Genomic DNA, 23,371 nt, shown 5'->3' with positions numbered 1-23,371 from the left:
TTGGAGTAGAACATGAGCGATAAAATTATTCACCTGAGTGACGACAGCTTCGACACTGACGTGCTGAAAGCCAGCGGCCTGGTTCTGGTCGATTTCTGGGCTGAATGGTGTGGTCCGTGCAAGATGATTGCTCCGATTTTGGATGAAATTGCTGAAGAGTATGAAGGCAGACTTACTATCACTAAATTGAATATTGATGACAACCAGGGCACGGCACCAAAATACGGTATCCGCGGCATCCCTACGCTATTGTTATTCCGTGATGGTGAAGTCGTGGCAACCAAGGTTGGTGCCTTGTCTAAAGGACAGCTTAAAGAATTCTTGGATGCGAATCTGTAAGCGGCGTTAGCCGTCGATACCCTTTGAAGATGATGGGTTAAGCTGGGTGTTTAGCGGCAGTTGTGATTTCTCACACTGACCGCTAGACGCCTGCAAAGAAGCGTGTTAAGTTTACTCCACTGCATATAGAACATTCCTGTGTATTGAGACCGGGTTTGTAGCATCTAGCTTAATTCTTTAGTACCTAATAAATAGTCTGTAGTATCTAAATAGTTTGAATCTAAAGCTTTACTCTATGTCGAAATAATTTGTGTTGAGAATATGTATGAACTCAATCGGTTTTTGACAGTCTAGTGTTTTACTAAATCAGTCTAAGGCACCTTCAATCTTTATACCGTTGTGTCGCGCAACCTCGCGTAAGTCTTACTTGCGTAGTTTGGCCAAGGCCGGTGATTGAATGTCCCATTAAACAGGCACGGATGACGCTGCCATACCATTCACGACCATAGTTCGAGACATACCCCGAGTTTAAGAACCCACCATTATGAATCTTACCGAATTAAAGAACACGCCGGTTTCTGATCTGATAACACTTGGCGAAAATATGGGGCTGGAAAACCTGGCCCGGATGCGTAAACAAGATATTATTTTCTCTATCCTTAAGCAGCACGCGAAAAGTGGAGAAGATATCTTCGGTGACGGTGTGTTGGAGATATTGCAAGATGGATTTGGTTTCCTCCGTTCTGCAGACAGCTCCTACCTCGCCGGTCCTGACGACATCTACGTATCCCCAAGCCAAATTCGCCGTTTCAACCTCCGCACTGGTGACACCGTTGCCGGTAAGATTCGTCCACCTAAAGAAGGTGAGCGTTACTTTGCCTTGTTGAAAGTTAACGAAGTTAACTATGACAAACCGGAAAATGCTCGTAACAAAATCCTCTTCGAAAACTTAACTCCATTACATGCCAACTCTCGTCTGCGCATGGAACGTGGTAACGGTTCGACTGAAGATTTAACTGCTCGCGTCCTTGATTTGGCATCGCCAATCGGTCGTGGTCAGCGTGGGCTGATTGTTGCTCCGCCAAAAGCGGGTAAAACCATGCTGTTGCAGAATATTGCTACCAGCATTGCCTACAATCACCCTGATTGCGTATTGATGGTACTGCTGATTGACGAGCGCCCAGAAGAAGTGACCGAGATGCAACGTCTGGTTAAAGGTGAAGTTATTGCTTCCACCTTCGACGAGCCAGCATCTCGCCACGTTCAAGTCGCTGAAATGGTTATCGAGAAAGCTAAGCGCCTGGTTGAGCATAAAAAAGACGTTATCATCTTACTGGATTCCATTACCCGTTTGGCCCGCGCATATAACACCGTGGTACCCGCTTCCGGTAAAGTGCTGACTGGTGGTGTGGATGCTAACGCCTTACATCGTCCAAAACGCTTCTTTGGTGCCGCACGTAATGTTGAAGAGGGCGGTAGCCTGACTATCATTGCCACCGCTTTGGTTGATACCGGTTCTAAAATGGATGAAGTTATCTATGAAGAATTTAAAGGTACCGGTAACATGGAACTACATTTGTCGCGCAAAATTGCAGAGAAACGTGTGTTCCCAGCCATTGATTTCAACCGCTCTGGTACGCGTAAAGAAGAGCTGCTGACAACCACCGAAGAGTTGCAGAAAATGTGGATTTTACGTCGTATCCTACATCCAATGGGTGAGATCGATGCAATGGAGTTCCTCATCAGCAAATTGGCAACAGCGAAAACCAACGATCAGTTCTTCGATAACATGAGACGTTCGTAGTTTTAGCATGATCAATCAAAACGCCACGCTCAGTCGTGGCGTTTTTTGCTTTTGGAATATACGATAGTTGGGTTTGTTATCCATTAAGTTGATAGAAATCTCTAACCTTTGTCTTTTTGGGTATATATTCTCATTACCAATAAGAAAATAGCGAAAATAGAGTTGGGAATAACTGACAAGACTGTCATCATATTCAGAAATAACTGAAAGCGTGGGGAAGGTATAGTTTATGCCATGCCACATGCTAAGCTGTTGTATCTTTTTGCAGAGAGCGGTTAAACGTGAACTTACTCACCATGAGTACTGAAATATTTGTTATTTTCCTGTTTTCTCTGGCATTTTTATTTGTTGCTCGCAAGGTTGCCAAGAAAATTGGATTAGTTGATAAGCCTAATTATCGCAAACGGCACCAAGGGTTGATCCCATTAGTGGGCGGAATATCTGTGTTTGCGGGTATTTGTTTTACCTTTCTGATTACCAACCAGCATATTCCCCATTTTCGTTTATACCTCGGCTGCGCTGGTTTATTGGTGTTCGTTGGTGCTTTAGATGATCGTTTCGATATCAGTGTAAAAATTCGAGCCTTTGTACAAGCATTAGTCGGTATTGCTATGATGGCGGTCGCCGGGCTTTATTTACGCAGCTTGGGACATGCTTTTGGCCCGTGGGAAATGATATTAGGGCCGTTCGGCTATGTCGTCACATTATTCGCAGTATGGGCGGCGATAAACGCTTTCAATATGGTAGATGGCATTGATGGCTTACTGGGGGGATTATCTTGTGTCTCTTTCGGTGCCATGGGTATTTTGCTCTACCAAAGTGGACAAATGGCATTAGCACTTTGGTGTTTTGCGATGATCGCCGCCATCTTGCCTTATATCTTGCTAAATCTCGGGTTATTAGGCCGCCGCTATAAAGTCTTTATGGGGGATGCGGGCAGTACGCTAATCGGTTTCACCGCCATTTGGATACTGCTACAAACCACCCAAGGCAATGCTCACCCGATTAATCCCGTTACCGCGTTGTGGATTATTGCCATTCCGTTGATGGATATGATTGCCATCATGTATCGGCGCTTACGTAAAGGGATGAGCCCTTTCTCACCCGACCGCCAGCATATCCATCATTTGATCATGCGTGCCGGTTTTACATCACGGCAAGCTTTTGTCCTGATCACTCTGGCAGCGGCTTTGTTAGCTGCAGTAGGTGTTATCGGCGAGCGACTGACATTCGTACCTGAATGGGTCATGTTGGCACTATTCTTGCTTGCATTTATATTGTATGGCTATTGCATTAAACGAGCATGGCGAGTGGCACGTTTTATCAAGCGTACCAAGCGTAGGATGCGCCGTGCATCGCAAAATAAGCATGAATCTTAACCAGAGGTTTTTAGGCAGTGATGAAACCAGAATCTATGTCGACTGATAAAACAGAGTCTACCCATAATGAGCTTCCTGTGGATAACGAGTTAGATATCCGCAGCCTGTGCCGTACTCTTTGGCGCGGTAAAGTGTGGATTATCGGTATGGCCATTCTTTTTGCTGCCATTGCGCTGGGGGTTTCCTATCTGGTGAAACAACAGTGGAGCGCAACAGCCATTACAGACCGACCAACCGTCAATAATTTGGGTGGCTATTATTCCCAGCAGCAATTCTTACGCAACCTGGATACTCGAATCAATAGCACTGCAAGCAGTGAGCAGCCCGGTATTTCCGACGAAGCTTACGGTGAGTTCATCACTCAGTTAGCTGCTTACGATACCCGTCGTGACTTTTGGCTACAAACCGATTACTACAAACAACGGGTGGAAGGTGATGCTAAGGCAGATGCCGCATTACTGGATGAGCTGGTGAATAATATTGTTTTCACGCCGCGTGATGATAAAAAAATACTGAATGACAGTATCAAATTGACGGCAGAAACAGCCTCTGACTCTAATAAATTACTGCGCAGTTATATTGATTTTGCCAGTCAACGTGCGGCCAGCCATTTGAATGATGAAATTCAAGGTGCATGGGCTGCCAGAACCCAATCTATGAAAGCGCAGGTCAAGCGGCAGGAAGCGGTGGCTAAAGCCGTATTTGACCGTGAAGTTGCAGCAGTGACTCAAGCATTGAAAGTGGCTAGCCAGCAAGGGATTAACCGTACTCAAACGGACACTCCAGCTGAGCAATTGCCTGACTCAAAAATGTTTATGTTGGGTAAGCCGATGCTTGAAGCCCGTTTAGAGACATTGCAGGTTACCGGACCAAGTTTTGATATTGATTACGATCAGAACCGCGCCATGCTGGCCACTTTGAACGTCGGCCCGACACTGGATAAAACATTCCAGACTTACCGCTACTTACGTACGCCAGAAGATCCAGTGACTCGTGATAGCCCACGTCGTGTATTCCTGCTGATTATGTGGGGTGCGATTGGGGCATTGGTGGGTGCTGGCGTGGTGTTGGCTCGTCGCACCAGTCGTACTGAGTAGTAGACTTAAAGTAATGGGCGCATTGTGCGTCCAACTTGCAGGCATTGTCTGCGGTTAACTGACCTTAAAGAGATTCACTGTGAAAGTGTTAACTGTTTTCGGCACTCGGCCTGAAGCCATTAAAATGGCTCCTCTGGTGCATGCCTTGGCTCAGGATGAAGCCTTTGAATCAAGAGTCTGTGTCACTGCCCAACATCGTGAGATGTTGGATCAGGTGCTGCGTTTATTTGAGATTCAACCGGATTATGATTTGAATATCATGAAGCCGGGACAGGGATTAACGGAAATAACCTGTCGTATTTTGGAAGGGCTAAAGCCGGTGCTGGCTGAGTTTAAGCCGGACGTTATTCTAGTACATGGTGATACCACCACGACGTTATCGACCAGTCTTGCTGCATTCTATCATCGCATCCCTGTCGGCCATGTTGAAGCGGGGTTGCGAACTGGGAACCTCTATTCTCCGTGGCCAGAAGAAGCCAACCGTCAACTGACGGGGCATCTGGCCATGTATCACTTTGCACCTACGGAAAACTCGCGACAAAATCTGTTACGTGAAATGGTGCCGGACAATCGCATCTTTGTGACCGGTAATACCGTGATTGATGCGCTGTTTTGGGTGCGGGATCGGGTGATGAATAGTCCCGAGTTACGTGCCAGTCTGGCGGAGCGCTATCCGTTCCTCGATACCAATAAAAAGATGATTCTGGTTACCGGCCATCGTCGTGAGAGTTTTGGTGGCGGTTTTGAGCGGATTTGCAGCGCATTAGCTGAAATTGCACTTAAACATCCTGAGGTGCAAGTGGTTTATCCAGTGCATCTCAACCCGAATGTCAGCGAGCCGGTCAACCGTATTTTGAAAGGGATTGATAATATCATCCTGATCGATCCACAAGATTATCTACCGTTTGTTTATCTCATGAACCATGCTTATCTGATCCTGACGGATTCCGGCGGTATTCAGGAAGAAGCACCTTCATTAGGTAAACCGGTATTAGTCATGCGGGACACCACTGAGCGCCCGGAGGCTGTCGATTCCGGTACGGTTTTGTTGGTTGGCACAAATATTAATAAAATTGTCGATGCAGTGACCCGGTTGCTGGCTGATGAAACTGCCTATCATCAAATGACACGGGCGCATAATCCTTACGGTGACGGGCATGCCTGTCAACGCATCCTTGAAGCTTTAAAGAATCATCAGGTGACGCTATGAGTTTTGAAACTATTTCTGTTATCGGTCTTGGTTATATTGGCCTGCCAACTGCTGCTGCTTTCGCGTCGCGCAAGAAGAAAGTGATTGGTGTGGATGTCAACGCCCATGCGGTTGAAACCATTAATCGCGGTGCTATCCATATCGTGGAGCCGGATTTAGATAAAGTGGTGAAGATTGCTGTCGAAGGCGGTTACCTACAAGCCGTAACCAAACCACTGGCAGCAGATGCGTTTCTTATTGCCGTACCGACACCGTTTAAAGGCGACCATGAGCCGGATATGGTTTATGTCGAATCAGCCGCTAAATCTATCGCTCCGGTGTTGAAAAAAGGTGACTTGGTCATTCTGGAATCCACCTCTCCCGTCGGTGCGACTGAACAAATGGCGCAATGGTTAGCTGAAGCTCGCCCTGATTTAAGCTACCCACAGCATGCCGGTGAAGAGGCTGATATTAACATTGCTTATTGCCCTGAGCGCGTATTGCCAGGCCAGGTGATGGTAGAACTGATTCAAAATGATCGCGTTATTGGCGGAATGACACCGAAGTGTTCTGCACGCGCGAGTGAATTGTACAAAATCTTCCTGGAAGGCGAATGTGTGGTGACTAATTCCCGCACCGCAGAAATGTGCAAGCTGACCGAAAATAGCTTCCGCGACGTTAACATTGCTTTTGCCAACGAACTGTCGCTGATTTGTGATGAGCAGGGAATCAATGTATGGGAGCTGATTCGCCTGGCGAATCGCCATCCACGCGTAAATATCTTGCAGCCAGGCCCAGGTGTCGGTGGCCACTGTATCGCGGTTGACCCTTGGTTTATCGTTTCGCAAAATCCACAACTGGCCCGCCTGATTCACACCGCTCGTTTGGTGAATGATGGTAAACCGCTGTGGGTTGTTGACCGTGTTAAAGCGGCAGTTGCTGATTGTTTGGCAGCTACCGATAAACGTGCTTCTGAAGTGAAAATTGCCTGTTTCGGCTTGGCATTTAAGCCCAATATTGATGACCTGCGTGAAAGCCCAGCAGTTGAAATCGCCCATCTCATCGCACAATGGCATACCGGTGAAACGCTGGTAGTTGAGCCGAATGTTGAGCAATTACCGAAATCGCTGGCGGGTCACGTGACCTTGAAAGACACCGCAACTGCATTGCAGCAAGCGGATGTACTGGTGATGCTGGTAGACCACAGCCAATTCAAGGCAATCAAACCTGAAGATGTGAAGCAATCGTGGATTGTTGACACCAAAGGAGTATGGCGTTGAGACGTATTCTGGTCACCGGTGGGGCCGGTTTTATCGGCTCCGCAGTGGTAAGACATATCATCGATGGCACCTCAGACAGTGTGGTGGTGGTGGATAAACTCACCTATGCCGGCAATTTGGAGTCGTTGGCGGTTGTCGCTCAGAGTGAGCGCTACGCTTTTGAACAGGTTGATATTTGCGATCGTGCTGAGTTGGATCGTGTTTTTGCACAATATCAGCCAGATGTGGTAATGCATCTGGCAGCAGAAAGTCATGTTGACCGATCTATAGATGGCCCCGCTGCTTTTATCGAAACCAACGTTGTGGGCACTTACCAGATGTTGGAGGCCGCGCGCCATTATTGGCAATCGCTGGATGCTGAGAAAAAATTGGCATTTCGCTTCCATCATATCTCCACTGATGAAGTGTATGGCGACCTGCACGGAACCGACGATTTATTCACCGAAACCACGCCTTATGCGCCAAGTAGCCCTTATTCAGCATCCAAGGCCTCCAGCGATCATCTAGTCCGCGCCTGGTTGCGGACCTACGGTTTACCGACCTTGGTGACCAATTGCTCTAATAACTACGGCCCGTATCATTTCCCTGAGAAATTGATCCCGCTGGTTATTTTGAATGCGCTGGCGGGTAAGCCGCTGCCAGTGTATGGCAATGGCGCACAGGTTCGTGATTGGCTGTATGTCGAAGATCACGCTCGGGCCTTGTATCAAGTGGTGACTGAAGGTGTAGTGGGCGAAACTTACAATATTGGCGGCCATAACGAGCGCAAGAATATTGAAGTGGTTGAGACCATCTGCACACTTTTGGATGAACTGGTTCCAGAAAAACCGGCGGGCATTGCTCACTATCGTGACCTGATTACCTATGTCAAAGACCGCCCAGGCCACGATATGCGCTATGCCATCGATGCCAGCAAAATTGAGCGCGAACTGGGCTGGCGACCACAGGAAACCTTCGAAAGTGGTATCCGCAAGACCGTATTATGGTATTTGAATAATAAATCTTGGTGGCAGCGAGTTCAGGATGGTTCTTACGCTGGTGAGCGTCTGGGCTTGAGTGACTGATACTCTTCATCTTTCAAGTTGCAGATGTGTTGGCTGCGCTCGGTCACCCGAATCACTGACTTATGTCAGCTCATCGGAATTTCCTGGCTTGTCGCCTTCCTGCACCTTGAAATCTATAGAGTATTTCGTTGGGTGACTGACGATAGGTTCGAACTTTATTAATCATTGGGATGACATCATTCAATATTTTGCATGATGTTTTCAAAACTATGATGTTTTCAAGACAATGATGTTTTCAAGACATTGTATGTCTCAGGAGATCGTATGAAAGGCATAATTCTGGCTGGCGGTTCCGGCACGAGGTTGCACCCCATCACCCGTGGCGTTTCTAAGCAACTGCTTCCGGTCTACGATAAACCGATGATTTACTATCCGCTGTCAGTGCTGATGCTGGCCGGGATCCGTGACATTCTGATTATCTCTACTCCTGAAGATTTGCCGTCTTTCCAGCGCTTGCTCGGCAATGGTGACGAGTTTGGTATCAATCTGAGTTATGCCGCGCAGCCTCGCCCCGATGGGCTGGCACAAGCATTTATCATCGGCGAAGAGTTTATCGGCAATGAACCTTGCTGTTTGGTACTCGGCGATAATATCTACTTCGGCCAGGGCTTTAGCCCGAAATTGAAAGCCGTTGCGGCGCGTGAGCACGGGGCGACTGTTTTTGGCTATCAAGTCATGGACCCAGAGCGTTTTGGCGTGGTGGAGTTTGATGACAACTTCCGCGCGTTGTCGATTGAAGAGAAACCAAGCCAGCCGAAATCTAATTGGGCGGTGACCGGGCTTTATTTTTATGACAATCAAGTGGTTGATTTTGCTAAACAAGTTAAGCCATCGGAACGCGGTGAGCTGGAAATAACCAGCATCAACCAAATGTATTTAGAGCGCGGTGAACTGACGGTTGAATTATTGGGCCGTGGTTTTGCCTGGCTCGATACTGGCACCCATGACAGCTTGATTGAAGCCAGTACCTTTGTACAAACCGTTGAAAAACGGCAAGGTTTCAAAATTGCCTGTTTGGAAGAAATCTCCTGGCGCAATGGCTGGTTGGATGACGATGGTGTCAAACGCGCAGCTACGGCGTTAGCCAAAACCGGTTATGGCAAATATCTGTTGGACTTGCTCCATGCCCGTCCGCGCCAGTATTGAGCCACTGGCCTGGGAAAGTGAATTTTTCCAGCGCCACAGTGCAAAACTGAACTTCTCCGACTCAGCCCCGCAACTTAACCCGGCTGAGTTGGATGTTTTTACCCTGATCCAAGCCAAAGTACCGACTCATCGCCTTGACCTCATTGACTCCCTCGGCCAGCTTGGTTTCAAGTTAGTCGAAGGTGAGGTTGATCTGGCTCTGTTAGTTGAGGAAAAAGATGAGGTTGGCACGGAAAATGCTTCATCTGCGACAGATACTGGAGCCTATCAACAGCGGCTTGCAACAACCGCCGATATCCCGCTATTGCGCAGTGTCGCAGCCCGAGCTTTTGCATTGAGCCGTTTTCGCGCTCCGTGGTATGACCCACAGGACAGCGGGCGATTTTATGCATTATGGGCTGAAAAGGCCGTGCTTGGTACTTTTGACCATCAATGTTTGTTGGTGATGGATACATTTGGCCAGCCAGCGGGTTTTGTGACATTACGCGATTTGCAAGATGGCAGCGCGCGTATTGGCCTGTTAGCGGTATTTCCAGATGCGCAGGGTAAAGGTATAGGTTCATTATTAATGTCGGCGGCAAAGCAGTGGTGCCAGAGCCATGGGTTACACCGGTTACGAGTAGCCACGCAGATGAGCAATGTTGCTGCTTTACGTCTTTATATTCGCAGTGGTGCCTCGATTGAGAGCACCGCGTATTGGTTATGTAGGGGATGAAATGATTCCATTTAACGCTCCACCGGTAGTCGGCACTGAACTGGGTTACATGCAGGCAGCAATCACCAGCGGCAAATTATGTGGCGATGGTGGCTTTACCCATCGCTGCCAGCAGTGGATGGAAAAACACTTCGATTGCCCGAAAGTCTTGTTGACGCCTTCTTGTACCGCCTCACTGGAAATGGCCGCGTTGCTGCTCGATATCAAGCCAGGCGATGAAGTTATCATGCCAAGCTTCACTTTCGTGTCTACCGCCAATGCTTTTGTACTGCGCGGTGCGAAAATGGTGTTTGTCGATATTCGTCCAGATACCATGAATATTGATGAAACTAAAATTGAAGCCGCCATCACCGACAAAACCAAGGTTATTGTGCCGGTTCATTATGCAGGCGTAGCTTGTGAGATGGACACCATCATGGCGCTGGCGAAAAAGCATAATTTATTTGTGGTAGAAGATGCCGCACAGGGCGTGATGTCAACTTACAAAGGCAAAGCTCTGGGCACTATCGGCCATATTGGTTGCTTTAGCTTCCATGAAACTAAAAATTACACCGCGGGTGGTGAAGGGGGGGCAACACTTATCAATGACCCCTCACTGATTGATCGTGCAGAAATTATCCGCGAGAAAGGCACTAACCGTAGCCAGTTCTTCCGTGGTCAGGTCGACAAATACACCTGGCGTGATATTGGCTCCAGCTATTTAATGTCTGATTTACAAGCCGCCTATCTATGGGGCCAGTTGGAAGCAGCAGATCAAATCAACCAACGTCGTCTGGCGCTGTGGAATACCTATTATAATGCGTTCAAGCCGTTAGCTGATGCTGGGCGCATTGATTTGCCGGTGATTCCCGACAATCTGGTACAAAACGCGCACATGTTTTATATCAAACTTCGTGATATCGAAGAGCGCTCAGCTTTCATCAGTTACTTAAAAGAAGCTGAGATCATGGCGGTCTTCCACTATATTCCATTGCATGCTTGCCCGGCGGGTGAAGAGTTTGGGCGTATGGCCGGTGAAGACCGCTTCACCACCAAAGAAAGTGAACGTCTGGTGCGCTTGCCTATCTTCTATAACCTGACTGATGTGAATCAGAGCACGGTCATTAATACTGTTCTGAGTTTCTTCGCCTGATATGTCTCTGGCAAAAGCATCGATTTGGACTGCTGGCTCTACGCTGATTAAGATCGGCGTAGGGCTGTTAGTGGTTAAACTGCTGGCGGTGACCTTTGGCCCTAGCGGTGTAGGGCAGGCGGGTAACTTCCGCCAGCTAATTACGGTATTGGGCGTGCTCTCCGGCGCAGGTATCTTTAACGGCATTACTAAATATGTTGCTGAATACCATCAGCAACCTGAACGTTTGCGGGCCGTGCTGGGGACTTCATCGGCGATTGTGTTGGGTTTCTCAACCTTGCTGGCACTGATTTTCCTGCTGGCGGCCAAGCCGGTCAGCATCGCATTACTTGGCCATGCTGATTACCAGAATGTGGTGCGGGCAGTGGCGTTTATCCAAATGGGGATTGCCTACGCCAATCTGTTCCTGGCTATTCTCAAAGGTTATCGCGATGCGATGGGGAATGCGCTGGCGGTGATTGGCGGTAGCCTGATTGGTGTGGTCGCGTACTATATTTGTTTCCGCATAGGGGGTTATCCCGGCGCGCTGGTAGGCCTGGCATTAGTTCCTGCGCTGGTGGTTATCCCTGCGGCTGCGATGCTCATTCGACGCAAAACCATTCCGTTAAGCTATCTTAAACTTAGCTGGGACAAAGCATTAGCGAGCCATTTGGGTAAATTTACCATCATGGCGTTGATTACCTCAGTGACCTTACCGGTTGCTTATGTGATGATGCGTAACCTGCTGGCTGACCGCTATGGTTGGGATGCCGTTGGGATCTGGCAAGGGGTAAGCAGTATTTCAGATGCTTATCTACAATTTATCACAGCGTCATTTACGGTTTATTTACTGCCGACACTCTCAAGGCTCAAAGCAAAAGCAGATATTTCGCGTGAAATTCTGCGCTCATTGAAATTTGTGTTACCGGCAGTGGCGACCGCCAGTTTGATGGTCTGGTTATTACGTGATTTTGCTATTTGGCTGTTGTTTTCTCATCAGTTTACGGCCATGCGCGACCTTTTCGCCTGGCAGTTGGTCGGTGATGTATTGAAGGTCGGGTCTTACGTGTTCGGCTATCTGGTGATTGCCAAAGCGTCTTTACGTTTTTACATTCTGACGGAAGTCAGCCAGTTCTTACTGTTGACCGGGTTTGCCCATTGGTTAATCCCAATGAATGGCTCTTTGGGCGCAGCACAGGCTTATATGGCGACTTATATCGTCTATTTTGCACTCTGTAGCTGCGTGTTCCTTATGTATCGTAGACATTCATCACCGTAAACACTCTTTACAGTAGAAAAAAATGACAACCCTGATTCATGTACTGGGATCTGATATCCCGCACCATAATCTGACTGTATTGCGCTTCTTTAATGATGTGCTGAGCACTCGTGTACCTGCCGAGCAGGCCAGGCACTTTATGGTGGCGGCAAAAGAGACCGCCCCTTTCTCATCATTTCCTCAATTGGAAATCGAGACGCACTGCAATAAAAAAGCCCTGGCTGAAGCAGTTATTGCCCGCGCCCAGGCCTCCCGCGATACGCGCTTTTTCTGGCATGGACAGTTTAATACTACTTTATGGCTGGCGTTGCTGAGTGGGAAAATCAAACCGCATCAGGTCTATTGGCATATTTGGGGCGCAGACTTATACGAAGATGCCAAGAGCTTGAAGTTCCGTCTGTTTTATCTACTGCGCCGTATTGCGCAAGGGCGAGTAGGGCATGTTTTTGCTACTCGTGGCGATTTAATTCATTTCCAACAGCGCCATCCGCGCGTACCCGCGTCACTGCTCTATTTCCCAACCCGCATGGATCCGGCGTTAACAGGTGTCAATATTGATAAGCCGCTGGCAGGTCCAATGACTATTCTGGTAGGGAATTCAGGTGATACGACTAATCGGCATATTGAGGCGCTAAAGGCTATTCATCAACAATTTGGCCCTGATGCCAGAGTGATTCTACCGATGGGGTATCCAGCCAATAATGAGCTTTATATTGAGCAGGTTAGGCAGGCGGGTCTGGCGTTGTTTGCCCGCGATAACTTGCGCATTCTGACGGAACAGATCCCGTTCGACGATTATCTGAATATCTTACGCGAATGCGATTTAGGCTATTTTATTTTTAATCGTCAGCAAGGTATTGGCACCCTGTGTTTATTGACTCAGTTTGGCGTGCCCTTTGTTTTGAGCCGTAAGAATCCGTTCTGGCAGGATTTAGCCGAGCAGCATATTCCGGTGCTTTTCTACGGTGATTCACTGGACGAACCATTGATTCGCGAGGCACAGCGCCAATTAGCAGGGCTGGATAAGCACGCTATCGCGTTCTTTAATCCTAATTATATTGAAGGTTGGCAACAGGCGCTGGCGCTTGCCGCAGGAGAACACCCATGACGCTGGGGCAATTTGGTGGTCTTTTCAGCGTCTATTTGATAGCCGTTATTTTTATCCTGACATTGACGTATCAGGAGTTTAGGCGGGTGCGCTTTAACTTCAACGTTTTGTTTTCAATGCTCTATTTGTTGACGTTCTATTTTGGCTTCCCACTGACCTGCATGCTGGTATTCCAGTTTGGTGTTGCGGTGGTGCCTGTTGAATACCTGCTGTATGCCATGCTGTCAGCCACGGCCTTTTATGGCATTTACTATGTGAGCTATAAGACGCGGTTACGTAAGCCACGCAGCCAGCCCCAGGCACCGATATTTACGATGAATCGGGTAGAAACCAATCTGACTTGGATACTGCTGGCGCTGGTGGCTATCGGCACGGTGGGAATCTTCTTTATGCAGAATGGTTTTCTGCTATTTAAACTCGATTCTTACAGTAAAATCTTCTCCAGCGATGTCTCTGGTGTGGCGCTGAAGCGCTTTTTCTACTTCTTTATCCCGGCGATGTTGGTGGTCTACTTCCTCAAGCAGGATATGCGTGCCTGGTTCTTCTTCCTGGCAAGCACGGTGGCGTTTGGCATCCTGACTTATGTGATTGTCGGCGGCACCCGTGCGAATATCATTATTGCATTCTCATTATTCCTATTTATCGGTATTGTCCGCGGCTGGATAACACTGTGGATGCTAGCAGCGGCGGGCGTCTTTGGCATTGTCGGCATGTTCTGGTTGGCCTTGAAGCGCTACGGTTTGGATGTCAACGGCGCAGAGGCGTTTTATACATTCCTTTATCTGACGCGCGATACTTTCTCGCCGTGGGAAAATCTTGGGTTGTTACTCCAGAATTACGACAAAATAGATTTTCAGGGATTGGCACCGATTATTCGTGATTTCTACGTATTTATTCCCAGTTCCTTATGGCCAGCTCGACCAGACCTGGTATTGAATACTGCTAATTACTTTACCTGGGACGTGCTTGATAACCACTCAGGGCTGGCAATCTCCCCAACGTTGATAGGCTCTCTGGTAGTGATGGGTGGGGTGCTGTTTATTCCGCTGGGTGCCATTGTTGTGGGATTAATCATTAAATGGTTCGACTGGCTGTATGAACAAGGTAAGGCTGAGAAGAATCGCTACAAAGCCGCCATCCTGCAAAGCTTCTGTTTTGGCGCTGTGTTTAACATCATCGTGTTAGCGCGGGAAGGGTTAGATTCCTTTGTCTCGCGAGTGGTATTTTTCTGTGTGATTTTTGGTGCCTGTTTAATACTGGCGAAATTGTTGTATTGGTTGTTCGATACGGCGGGTTTAATCAAGCAACGGGTGCAGCGCCATATTGGTAAGCCGAAGCCGTTATCCGTACCGCACGAGAGCAGCCAACTGTAAGGATTATGATGGAACAGAACACTGAGATTCCAAAATCTATTGATATTCCGAAATATAGTGTTCGTGGCTTCGACATCTGGGGTTTTCGAGACATGGAGCAGACGCTGGATCATCTGCTGAGCAGTGGCCCGGTGAAAACGGGCACGTTGGTGGCAATGAATGCTGAGAAACTACTAAAAGCGGAAGACGATGCGGCATTACGTCAGTTGATTACTGAGGCTGAGTATCTGTACGCTGACGGTATCAGTATGGTCCGCGCTATTCGCCGTAAATATCCACAGGCGAAACTGTCACGAGTGGCAGGGGCTGACTTGTGGGAAGCACTGATGCAGCGCGCGGGTCAGCAAGGGATACCGGTATTTTTAGTCGGTGGTAAACCTGAGGTGTTGGCAGAAACTGAAGCTAAATTGCGTGCGCAATGGAATGTGAATCTGGTCGGGAGCCAGGACGGCTATTTCACACCGGAGCAACGCGAAGCGCTGTTTGCCCGGATTGCTGCCAGTGGTGCAGCAATTGTCACTGTTGCCATGGGGTCGCCTAAACAGGAAATGTTTATGCGTGATTGTCGCAAGGTCTACCCTAATGCGCTCTATATGGGGGTTGGCGGGACTTACGACGTCTTTACCGGCCATGTTAAACGTGCGCCTAAGATATGGCAGAATATGGGGTTAGAGTGGCTCTATCGCCTTCTGGCTCAACCCAGCCGTATTCGCCGTCAGTTCAAATTGCTGAAATTTGTTGGTTATTATTATAGCGGTCGCTTGTAATAATCTTCTCTACCCGTCGCCCTTCAAGATGGAGGGGTGTTGGCTGCCCTTGCTCACCCCAGTCACTTAGTTATCTAAGCTCCGGGGGATTAATGAGCCTCATCCTTGAGGCTCACCCTTGAGGCTCACCCTTGAGGCTCACCCTGCGGGCTAGCATAAATGCTGTTCAAATCGGTTGCCGCCTACCTGTATCTCGAAGCAACTTGGGTATACATCAGGGGCAAGTCGGCCCTGATACTATGAAACCTTTCCTATCCATTCTCTTGATTGATATCCCCTCTCTTAATTCCATTCTGGAATCAATTTAATTATATTTATTCCATAAAGTTTTAGTTTCTTGTTTGCTTATCTGACTCAGATACGGAACGATACCGGCCGGTTACGGTTCTGTGGTGAGCGCAGGGGTTTTCTATGGTCCGTTTTCCTATTCTTTAATCTGTATTAATAATTAAGCTAAATATTTCATTTGGTCGTTAATCTTATATTGAATAACAACAAGAACCGGGACATCCGGAGCAGACACACCAGTCAGTTTATAGAGGATATATGGCAGACAACGAAGAGAAAAAAGGATTACACCGTGGGCTGGAAGCCCGGCATATCGAACTGATAGCGTTGGGCGGTACCATTGGTGTTGGGTTATTTATGGGCTCCGCCAGTACATTAAAATGGGCTGGGCCGTCGGTATTACTGGCTTATATCATTGCCGGTTTGTTTGTATTTTTCATTATGCGATCCATGGGCGAAATGCTCTATCTGGAGCCAGTTGCAGGCTCTTTTGCTGTTTATGCACATAAATATCTTAGCCCCTATTTTGGTTACCTGACGGCTTGGGGTTATTGGTTTATGTGGATAGCGGTGGGGATATCTGAAATTACTGCGATTGGTGTGTATGTCCAGTTTTGGTTCCCGGAAATCCCCCAATGGTTACCGGCCATTGCTGGGGTGGCGATAGTCGCACTTGCTAATCTCGCGGCGGTCAGGTTGTATGGTGAGCTGGAGTTTTGGTTTGCGATGATCAAAGTGACCACCATCATTGTGATGATTTTGGTGGGGTTAGGGGTTATTTTCTTCGGTTTTGGCAATCATGGCCAACCTATCGGTTTTGATAACCTGACGGTACACGGCGGTTTCTTCGCCGGGGGATGGAAAGGCTTCATGTTTGCGTTGTGTATTGTGGTGGCATCTTATCAGGGGGTCGAACTGGTCGGAATTACGGCTGGCGAAGCCAGAAATCCTCAGGTCACACTAAAACGTGCTATCAATAACATCCTCTGGCGTATCCTCATTTTCTATGTTGGGGCGATTTTCGTGATTGTCACTATCTTCCCGTGGGACGGTATTGGCACTGGGGGCAGCCCGTTTGTACTAACCTTCGCCAAGATAGGAATAGTTTCAGCCGCAGGGATTATCAACTTTGTGGTGCTCACGGCAGCGCTGTCGGGTTGTAATAGTGGCATGTATAGCGGCGGACGTATGCTATATGCTTTGGCGAAGAACCGTCAGTTACCCGCTTGCCTGACCAAGCTGTCTGCCAGTGGTGTTCCGGTTTATTGCATTGCAGTCACTATTTTATGTTTGATGGTGGGTTCTAGCCTTAACTACATCATTCCCAATCCACAGCAGGTGTTTGTGTATGTTTACAGTGCCAGTGTGCTGCCGGGCATGGTGCCATGGTTCGTGGTGTTGGTGAGCCAACTCCGTTTTCGCCAGGCGCATGTTGAGGCACTGAAACAACATCCGTTTAAATCCATCATGTTCCCCTATGTAAACTACCTCACAATCGCTTTCCTGATTTGTGTGCTGGTGGGGATGGGACTTAACCCGGATACCCGGCTATCTTTGTTGGTTGGGGTGATTTTCCTTGGCTTGGTGACAGCCTGCTATTTTTGCCTGGGAATGCACAAAAAGGTACCCGTCGAAATTAAACGGCTATAAAACCAGCGAATAAGGCGGAGTGAGGGCTATCCATGGCTGACTTTTGCGGCAGAGTGTGCAAAGCGTAAGCAAACACACCATTTCTTCTAAAAAAGCACTAGACAGCCAAGTATTAAAACCGTAGTATCCTCACCCGCAACGGCGCTAAGCGCCCGTAGCTCAGCTGGATAGAGCGCTGCCCTCCGGAGGCAGAGGTCTCAGGTTCGAATCCTGTCGGGCGCACCATTAATTTTGTGTGCAAGAGCTGCGGTGGTAAGATTGCCGCGTACGACGAAGTCGAAGTAGGCTGTAAGTAGTAGGAAGTTATGGTGGCTATAGCTCAGTTGGTAGAGCCCTGGATTGTGATTCCAGTTGTCGTGGGTTCGAGCCCCATTAGCCACCCCAAATTTTGTGGAACATGCGATGGTGGCGGAATTGGTAGACGCGCTAGCTTCAGGTGTTAGTGTCCTTACGGACGTGAGGGTTCAAGTCCCTCCCTTCGCACCACACAAAACATGTAGATTTTATTAAGATTTACATGGACATAGGTCGAGAGACCATGTAGAGTAAGCAGTAAGAAATCGGCGAGTAGCGCAGCTTGGTAGCGCAACTGGTTTGGGACCAGTGGGTCGGAGGTTCGAATCCTCTCTCGCCGACCAATTTCAGAAGAAACCCCGCAATGCGGGTTTTTTTTCGTCTGTACTTTGTTCCCAACTTGCTCGTATCAAATCGATTTCCATATTATCTCTCCTCCTGTTTTTCATTCTGCTATCCATCGTTGTATCCGTTCCACTTGCATAAGAAACCGCTGTTGGCGCTCTTTGATCAAATTTGCCTGATGGCAGGAGCCGATCTTCTTTTTATGAGATGAAGTGCAGGGTGTTGGTTTTCTGCGACAAAAGATGAATGTTTTGTCTCTAAATGGAGACGTATAAAAGCATGATAAATATAAATAAAATAATTGATGGCTTATATCGTCGTTTTGTAGCGACAGATCACATTGGTAGGATTAAACCTAGGATAGTGGAAGTGAGATTTTGCACTACGAGTTAGCAAGAAAATAAAATTATTAATTATCAGTTAATTATGAGTTTATTTAAGGATGGGGGAGTAAAAAATTGACCTGCTGTCAAACTTGGCACGCTAACTGCATTATCTACTGTGTAGATGCTCATCCCACTTATTATGATAGCCTGGTTTTTATAGCCAATTTAGCTTCATAAACCCAGGGATGACGCAGAGCCGATTTTAGGGTGCCTATTGTCCATGTAAACGATGTTGAATATCTTCATCACATACCGGGCATAACGTTGAGTGAGGCACCGACATTGTTGTCTGTAGACCTGAAAATTTCAGACGCTTGCCCTTATCGGCAAGCGTTTTTTTTGCCTACCCGTCGTCCTTGAAGCTGCAGGGTCGTTAGCTGCACGCACTTAGCCGAACCAGGGGTAAAGAAAAGGCTCCCAAAGGAGCCTCAGACTGCTGACTAACCCCAACGACTCGTGAGGACAGGTAGAAAAGTAAAGCGTCCACTGCAGGGATGGCGCGGCTCGAGCCTACAAGGATGTATTTACGGCGTCTTTACGATCTGCCTGTTTTCACTACTACGGACACTTTGTCATTAACCTCATCCTTCCAAAAGAGCCTTTAGATGACGATTAAAGCTGAACCAAGGGGGCACTTTTAGTTTCAAACCAAAGTACGTAAGTCGCTGGAGCGCCCCTAGGTGCGGTAAACCCTTCACTCACTAGTTGCTCGCGTACCATCAAAGTGACTCGCCATTCTGCCGGAGTGTGAGCAATAACCCCTCGCGGCGAGCCTGAGCGGCATCTTCAGGGCGGTGTAACTTATCCAGAGCATCAGCCAGCCATGCATAATCATAGCCGTCTGGGCGCTGTGCGAGCGCAGCCTTAAAGGCCTCACTGGCTTTCTCCCATTCGCCATGTTTCAGCATCAACTGACCCAAAGTGCTATTGAGCAACGGTGTGGCTCCGTGCTGTTTGATGTGCTGACGTAATGATTTCTCTATTGGCTCTGGATTGCCGGACTTCAACCGCGGGATCAACAACACCAACCGTTCATCATACTGGCGTTTCAGACCATCCAAAATGATCTGCTGGGCCACATCACTATCATCACATTCAATCAGATGCTCCGCCAAGGCTACTTGCAGTGGGATCTCATTACGTACCTTGCGGCTTTGATCTTTCCACCAGCGTTTCAGGCCATCACTTCCTTCTTCTGCCATACACTGATTCATCATGCCAATATAAGCTTGCTGTTCCAGCGCGGCGATTTCCTCGGCGGTGTGTACCTGCACTTTGCTCATTGCAGGTAAAATTTCCAGTAATGAGCTGTAAGCACCGGAACGGAGGTAAGCCTGCTCAGCCAGACGCAGCACCTCCGGATGACGTGGTGCTTGATCCAGTAGCCGATCAACACCATGGCGTGCGGCATGAACATGCCCCTGTGCCAGTTGAATCCGCACCCGGGTAATATCGACCGGTAACTGGTCGGTGTCAGCCACTTCAGCTGCCCGTTCCAGATACTGATTGGTACGGAATTCATCACCGCGTTGTTGAGCGGCTTCTGCTGCTAGTAGATAGTTCACCATTGGTTGTTCGGCGTGATCGGCATTGCGAGTCAATAACTTCTCAACTTGCTTGAAATCACCTTCTGCCAATTTGATGAGCGCCGCTTTGGTTTGCTTACGGGCACGGGTACGTTTGCGGCCGAGGAACCAGCCACGGGTACGTGCACCGGTGCGGAAAATACGGCGCAATATCCATTCCACTATCAGGAACGCCACCAATACCAAGACCAACATAATGACTAAACCGGTCACACTGGTTTCGACGTTATAGTTATCAGTTTGGATCAGTACATAACCTTGATGACCGGCCAGCATGGGGCCAAGGACGATCCCGGCGGTCAGAATGAGGAATAACAGTAACACTCGCAGCATACTTATTCCCCCTGAGCGGCAACTGGCGCTTGTGCCAGTAAGTTACGAACCCGGGTTTGCATCAATTTTTCCAGCATTGGCTGGCTCTTCAATTGATCAGGTACGTCCATTGAAATTGACTGCTGACTCAGGCTCTCTAATTCATCCAGAAACGCCTTAGTATTCGGATCATTCACATCAAAATAGGCGCGAACCCAGGTAGAAATTGTCTCTAGCGACTGCTTATACACTTCATCCTGATGGCGAGGCACGGCCTGAGCCGCAACCAGTAAGCGGGAGCGGATATTCTCACGTAAATAAACGTCCTGATTGGGTGCTAACAGTGGCTCCGCGCTGCTATCGCGGCGGCGGATAGTGATAAAATCTGACATAAAGCTGTGCCAGCTTTTGGTGAGATTCTGACGCCACTCGGCTAATGAACTGGACAGTTCATCGCTATTGGCATCCATCGGGGAATCATCAATATTGTTATCAGCGAGACGCAGGTTATCGACCTGATTCGACAATTGATTCAGTTTGAGAATAATCCCGTCGAAATCGACCTGCGTAACTGCCGAAAGGGTGCTGATATCTTGGGTTAAGGCCCGACGCACGTCGATAAGGCTTGGGTCATTCATATCAGCCAGGCTGGCATCGGCACTTTTCAGTAATGTGGCAGCAGTGGTGACATCCTGATCACTCCAGAGTTTACGCCCTGCCATTTTCACCAGAAAATCAGCTTGTGCCAGTAACCAGGTTTTGGCATCACTTCCTGAAATAGTCGCGACTTTTTCTTGTAACTCATTTAATTGGCGCGTCAGCGATGTTTGTTGGCGGTCAGCCACCTCCAGCGCTTTGCCTTGCTGTTGCAACAATGACTCAAGCTGCTGTTTTTCCTGCAACTGACTCTGTTTTAATTCGGCTAACTGTTCTTGCAGCGCAATATTTGCCGCTTCTTGTAACTGAGCCTGCTGGTGTCCGTAATAATAAAGCCCGGCACCTAGCGCGATGGCCAGTGCAATAGCAATGGCGCCCAGAATTGGCCCGGTTTTTTTCTCCCGGCGGATTTCTGGTTCTGGCTGTTGGTGCCTCTCCGCCGCGGTGGTTGTCTCTTCCACTGGTGCGGATGGGGTATTTTGTTCCGTCATATTGGGCATCCCATAGTCAGGTTTCAGGTTTATTAAAAATCTTGTAGTGCGCGGATCAGCGCATCATTATCAGCATTCTCTGCGACCCGGATCTTGCTCCAGCCCATTTGAGCTGCTAAGGCCGCTAAACGATCGCTCACGACCACTAACCTGCAGCGGAGCAACCAGGAAGAACGATAATAATCAGGAACTAAAGTATAGATCTGTTGTAGCATTTCGCCGCTGGTAACGACCAGAATATCGACTCCGGAACGCTGCCAGTGCGCACTTTGTTCACTGCCATCATAAAAAATAGGGCTGCGTTGATAACATTCGCAAAAAGTCACCGTTGCACCCCGCTCCGCCAGGCTTTCACCAAGAAGCTCTCGCCCACCATTACCGCGCAATAGCAGTGCTTTCTTACCTGTCAGCTGTTGCAGGTCGGGTAATGATAATAGCATCTCGCTGGTTTCTCCCGTTGGGGGGAAGGTGACGTGCAAGCGGCTGGCAGTATGTAATGCTAATGCCGTGTTACGGCCAATAGCATAATAAGATAACTGTGCGGGCCATGACAGGTTATTTCTTTTTAACAGCGGGTTAGCATAGCGAATTGCGTTTTGTGATAAAGCAAAAACTAAATCACCCGCCTGCATATCTTGCAGTAATGCGGGCAGTTTGGGTAGGTCATCGCCGGGTGAGAAATCAATCAACGGTGCATGATAGGCAACCCGGCCCAGCGCACGCAGGCGGCTGACTAACTGCTCCCCGGCAGGGGATGGGCGGGTGACCAGAATCGTCATAGCGGTGTGTTATCCTGATAAACCTCAGCCAGTATCTCTCTGGCACCCCGTGATAGTAGCTCATCGGCCAGCTCAACACCCATTTGCTCTGCATTTTCAGCTGGCCCTCGGCGTTCACCGCGAATAATTTCACTGCCATCTGGGGCTCCGACCAACGCGCGAAGCCACATCGTATCGCCGTCCAATTCGGCATAACTGCCGATAGGCACCTGACAACCTCCTTCAAGGCGGGTATTCATAGCGCGTTCTGCACATACGCGCAATTCAGTCTCGCGATGATTCAATGGTGCCAGTAGTTGGCGGGTAAAATCATCATCGAGACGGCATTCAATACCGACAGCACCCTGACCGACAGCAGGCAATGACTCCTCAGCAGGCATGGCATAACGAATTCGCGTTTCTAGCCCAAGGCGCTTGAGGCCAGCAACGGCTAAAATAATGGCGTGGTATTCACCTTTATCTAACTTGGCAAGACGCGTGCCGACGTTACCGCGTAGATCACGGATAATCAGATCAGGGCGGCGTTCACGCAATTGACACTGGCGGCGCAAACTTGACGTGCCTACAATGCTACCAGCGGGCAGTTCATCCAAATGAGCATAATTTATTGATACGAAAGCATCGCGAGGGTCATCCCGTTCGCAAATGGTGACCAGACCCAACCCTTCAGGGAAGGCAATCGGGACATCTTTCATAGAATGAACGGCAATATCTGCCCGGCCTTCCAATAGGGCTAGCTCTAATTCTTTAACAAACAAACCTTTACCACCAACCTTTGCCAGTGGCGTGTCCAGAATGATGTCCCCACGGGTCACCATTGGCACCAATTCGACTTGCAGGTCAGGGTGATTGGCTTGCAGTAAATGTTGAACATAATGTGCTTGCCATAAGGCGAGCGGGCTTTGTCGCGTGGCAATTCGAATAATTTTGTCTAACATTGCTTGTTACCGTTTTTATATTTTACGGCCCATCCTACCATTGACCGGTGAAGG

General features: G+C 48.5%; 19 protein-coding genes, 4 tRNA genes and 1 pseudogene. 20 read left to right on the top strand and 4 right to left on the bottom strand.

The features are described from left to right. Window positions 1–12 precede the first annotated feature (12 nt). The 20 genes and pseudogenes from trxA to ACF3VQ_RS20100 form a co-directional block, all read left to right on the top strand. Entirely contained in the window at window positions 13–339 is a 327-nt protein-coding gene (trxA, locus tag ACF3VQ_RS20195) for a thioredoxin TrxA (RefSeq protein WP_005162627.1), read from the top strand. A gap of 484 nt (window positions 340–823) precedes the next feature. Beyond that, window positions 824–2,083, top strand: a complete 1,260-nt coding sequence (gene rho / locus ACF3VQ_RS20190) for a transcription termination factor Rho (RefSeq protein WP_004704159.1) — start codon at window positions 824–826, stop codon at window positions 2,081–2,083. Between the two features lie 281 nt (window positions 2,084–2,364). Further along, entirely contained in the window at window positions 2,365–3,462 is a 1,098-nt protein-coding gene (gene wecA, locus ACF3VQ_RS20185; protein ID WP_392432713.1) for a UDP-N-acetylglucosamine--undecaprenyl-phosphate N-acetylglucosaminephosphotransferase, read from the top strand. 20 nt (window positions 3,463–3,482) lie between these two features. Continuing rightward, window positions 3,483–4,559 (top strand): ECA polysaccharide chain length modulation protein, encoded by a 1,077-nt coding sequence (wzzE, locus tag ACF3VQ_RS20180; protein ID WP_392432712.1) that lies wholly within the window; start codon window positions 3,483–3,485, stop codon window positions 4,557–4,559. Window positions 4,560–4,638: 79 nt separating this feature from the next. Then, window positions 4,639–5,769: a non-hydrolyzing UDP-N-acetylglucosamine 2-epimerase gene (wecB, locus tag ACF3VQ_RS20175; RefSeq protein ID WP_392432711.1), complete on the top strand. Its 1,131-nt coding sequence runs from the start codon at window positions 4,639–4,641 to the stop codon at window positions 5,767–5,769. Then, window positions 5,766–7,028, top strand: coding sequence for a UDP-N-acetyl-D-mannosamine dehydrogenase (gene wecC, locus ACF3VQ_RS20170; RefSeq protein WP_392432710.1), 1,263 nt, complete (start codon window positions 5,766–5,768; stop codon window positions 7,026–7,028). Before wecB ends, wecC begins: the two co-directional genes overlap by 4 nt. Then, on the top strand, window positions 7,019–8,092 hold the full coding sequence (gene rffG / locus ACF3VQ_RS20165; protein ID WP_392432709.1) for a dTDP-glucose 4,6-dehydratase: 1,074 nt from the start codon (window positions 7,019–7,021) through the stop codon (window positions 8,090–8,092). Before wecC ends, rffG begins: the two co-directional genes overlap by 10 nt. A gap of 264 nt (window positions 8,093–8,356) precedes the next feature. Further along, window positions 8,357–9,238 (top strand): glucose-1-phosphate thymidylyltransferase RfbA, encoded by an 882-nt coding sequence (gene rfbA / locus ACF3VQ_RS20160; RefSeq protein ID WP_392432708.1) that lies wholly within the window; start codon window positions 8,357–8,359, stop codon window positions 9,236–9,238. Then, window positions 9,216–9,953 carry a dTDP-4-amino-4,6-dideoxy-D-galactose acyltransferase gene (gene rffC, locus ACF3VQ_RS20155; protein WP_392432707.1) on the top strand — a complete coding sequence of 246 codons (738 nt, stop codon included), beginning with the start codon at window positions 9,216–9,218 and terminating at the stop codon, window positions 9,951–9,953. The genes rfbA and rffC overlap by 23 nt, the downstream gene beginning before the upstream one ends. A gap of 1 nt (window position 9,954) precedes the next feature. Continuing rightward, window positions 9,955–11,085: a dTDP-4-amino-4,6-dideoxygalactose transaminase gene (gene rffA, locus ACF3VQ_RS20150; RefSeq protein WP_392432706.1), complete on the top strand. Its 1,131-nt coding sequence runs from the start codon at window positions 9,955–9,957 to the stop codon at window positions 11,083–11,085. Between the two features lies 1 nt (window position 11,086). Then, a complete protein-coding gene (gene wzxE / locus ACF3VQ_RS20145; protein WP_392432705.1) occupies window positions 11,087–12,343 on the top strand; it encodes a lipid III flippase WzxE in 1,257 nt (418 codons plus the stop codon). 22 nt (window positions 12,344–12,365) lie between these two features. Then, the gene (locus ACF3VQ_RS20140; protein ID WP_392432704.1) at window positions 12,366–13,451 is read left to right on the top strand and encodes a TDP-N-acetylfucosamine:lipid II N-acetylfucosaminyltransferase; all 1,086 of its coding nucleotides are present in this window, start codon (window positions 12,366–12,368) and stop codon (window positions 13,449–13,451) included. Then, the gene (gene wzyE, locus ACF3VQ_RS20135) at window positions 13,448–14,824 is read left to right on the top strand and encodes an ECA oligosaccharide polymerase (RefSeq protein WP_392432703.1); all 1,377 of its coding nucleotides are present in this window, start codon (window positions 13,448–13,450) and stop codon (window positions 14,822–14,824) included. Before ACF3VQ_RS20140 ends, wzyE begins: the two co-directional genes overlap by 4 nt. Before the next feature lie 8 nt (window positions 14,825–14,832). Next, window positions 14,833–15,591, top strand: a complete 759-nt coding sequence (wecG, locus tag ACF3VQ_RS20130; protein ID WP_392432702.1) for a lipopolysaccharide N-acetylmannosaminouronosyltransferase — start codon at window positions 14,833–14,835, stop codon at window positions 15,589–15,591. Window positions 15,592–16,137: 546 nt separating this feature from the next. Beyond that, window positions 16,138–17,529: an amino acid permease gene (locus ACF3VQ_RS20125; RefSeq protein WP_392432701.1), complete on the top strand. Its 1,392-nt coding sequence runs from the start codon at window positions 16,138–16,140 to the stop codon at window positions 17,527–17,529. A 148-nt stretch (window positions 17,530–17,677) separates the two neighbouring features. After that, window positions 17,678–17,754: transfer RNA gene (locus tag ACF3VQ_RS20120), tRNA-Arg, on the top strand. An 83-nt stretch (window positions 17,755–17,837) separates the two neighbouring features. Continuing rightward, a tRNA-His gene (locus ACF3VQ_RS20115) sits at window positions 17,838–17,913 on the top strand. Between the two features lie 15 nt (window positions 17,914–17,928). Continuing rightward, a tRNA-Leu gene (locus ACF3VQ_RS20110) sits at window positions 17,929–18,015 on the top strand. A 75-nt stretch (window positions 18,016–18,090) separates the two neighbouring features. Further along, window positions 18,091–18,167, top strand: a tRNA-Pro gene (locus ACF3VQ_RS20105). Between the two features lie 904 nt (window positions 18,168–19,071). Next, window positions 19,072–19,170, top strand: a pseudogene (locus tag ACF3VQ_RS20100) (gluconate 5-dehydrogenase); the annotation flags it as partial. Between the two features lie 103 nt (window positions 19,171–19,273). Here the strand turns inward: ACF3VQ_RS20100 and hemY are convergent. Genes hemY through hemC form a run of 4 tightly spaced genes read right to left on the bottom strand, consistent with a single transcriptional unit; the run spans window position 19,274 to window position 23,317 of the window. Further along, window positions 19,274–20,473 carry a protoheme IX biogenesis protein HemY gene (gene hemY, locus ACF3VQ_RS20095; RefSeq protein WP_011815337.1) on the bottom strand — a complete coding sequence of 400 codons (1,200 nt, stop codon included), beginning with the start codon at window positions 20,471–20,473 and terminating at the stop codon, window positions 19,274–19,276. Window positions 20,474–20,475: 2 nt separating this feature from the next. Continuing rightward, entirely contained in the window at window positions 20,476–21,600 is a 1,125-nt protein-coding gene (gene hemX, locus ACF3VQ_RS20090) for a uroporphyrinogen-III C-methyltransferase (protein ID WP_392432700.1), read from the bottom strand. Window positions 21,601–21,632: 32 nt separating this feature from the next. Further along, entirely contained in the window at window positions 21,633–22,379 is a 747-nt protein-coding gene (gene hemD / locus ACF3VQ_RS20085) for a uroporphyrinogen-III synthase (RefSeq protein WP_392432699.1), read from the bottom strand. Then, the gene (hemC, locus tag ACF3VQ_RS20080) at window positions 22,376–23,317 is read right to left on the bottom strand and encodes a hydroxymethylbilane synthase (protein ID WP_392432698.1); all 942 of its coding nucleotides are present in this window, start codon (window positions 23,315–23,317) and stop codon (window positions 22,376–22,378) included. The genes hemD and hemC overlap by 4 nt, the downstream gene beginning before the upstream one ends. Between the last annotated feature and the right edge of the window lie 54 nt (window positions 23,318–23,371).

Origin of the sequence: Yersinia fenwicki (assembly GCF_043099325.1) — a bacterium.
GTDB lineage: Bacteria > Pseudomonadota > Gammaproteobacteria > Enterobacterales > Enterobacteriaceae > Yersinia.
Note: the sequence above shows the minus strand (reverse complement) of the source record. Positions and strands in the feature narration are given on the sequence as shown.

Excerpts from the sequence above, each read along its gene's own strand:
- wzxE (WP_392432705.1), top strand. The coding sequence starts at position 11,087 with ATGTCTCTGGCAAAAGCATCGATTTGGACTGCTGGCTCTACGCTGATT.
- hemC (WP_392432698.1), bottom strand. The coding sequence starts at position 23,317 with ATGTTAGACAAAATTATTCGAATTGCCACGCGACAAAGCCCGCTCGCC.
- hemD (WP_392432699.1), bottom strand. The coding sequence starts at position 22,379 with ATGACGATTCTGGTCACCCGCCCATCCCCTGCCGGGGAGCAGTTAGTC.
- rffC (WP_392432707.1), top strand. The coding sequence starts at position 9,216 with ATGCCCGTCCGCGCCAGTATTGAGCCACTGGCCTGGGAAAGTGAATTT.
- ACF3VQ_RS20140 (WP_392432704.1), top strand. The coding sequence starts at position 12,366 with ATGACAACCCTGATTCATGTACTGGGATCTGATATCCCGCACCATAAT.
- rffG (WP_392432709.1), top strand. The coding sequence starts at position 7,019 with ATGGCGTTGAGACGTATTCTGGTCACCGGTGGGGCCGGTTTTATCGGC.
- wzyE (WP_392432703.1), top strand. The coding sequence starts at position 13,448 with ATGACGCTGGGGCAATTTGGTGGTCTTTTCAGCGTCTATTTGATAGCC.
- hemY (WP_011815337.1), bottom strand. The coding sequence starts at position 20,473 with ATGCTGCGAGTGTTACTGTTATTCCTCATTCTGACCGCCGGGATCGTC.
- rho (WP_004704159.1), top strand. The coding sequence starts at position 824 with ATGAATCTTACCGAATTAAAGAACACGCCGGTTTCTGATCTGATAACA.
- ACF3VQ_RS20125 (WP_392432701.1), top strand. The coding sequence starts at position 16,138 with ATGGCAGACAACGAAGAGAAAAAAGGATTACACCGTGGGCTGGAAGCC.
- rfbA (WP_392432708.1), top strand. The coding sequence starts at position 8,357 with ATGAAAGGCATAATTCTGGCTGGCGGTTCCGGCACGAGGTTGCACCCC.
- wzzE (WP_392432712.1), top strand. The coding sequence starts at position 3,483 with ATGAAACCAGAATCTATGTCGACTGATAAAACAGAGTCTACCCATAAT.
- wecC (WP_392432710.1), top strand. The coding sequence starts at position 5,766 with ATGAGTTTTGAAACTATTTCTGTTATCGGTCTTGGTTATATTGGCCTG.
- wecG (WP_392432702.1), top strand. The coding sequence starts at position 14,833 with ATGGAACAGAACACTGAGATTCCAAAATCTATTGATATTCCGAAATAT.
- hemX (WP_392432700.1), bottom strand. The coding sequence starts at position 21,600 with ATGACGGAACAAAATACCCCATCCGCACCAGTGGAAGAGACAACCACC.
- trxA (WP_005162627.1), top strand. The coding sequence starts at position 13 with ATGAGCGATAAAATTATTCACCTGAGTGACGACAGCTTCGACACTGAC.
- rffA (WP_392432706.1), top strand. The coding sequence starts at position 9,955 with ATGATTCCATTTAACGCTCCACCGGTAGTCGGCACTGAACTGGGTTAC.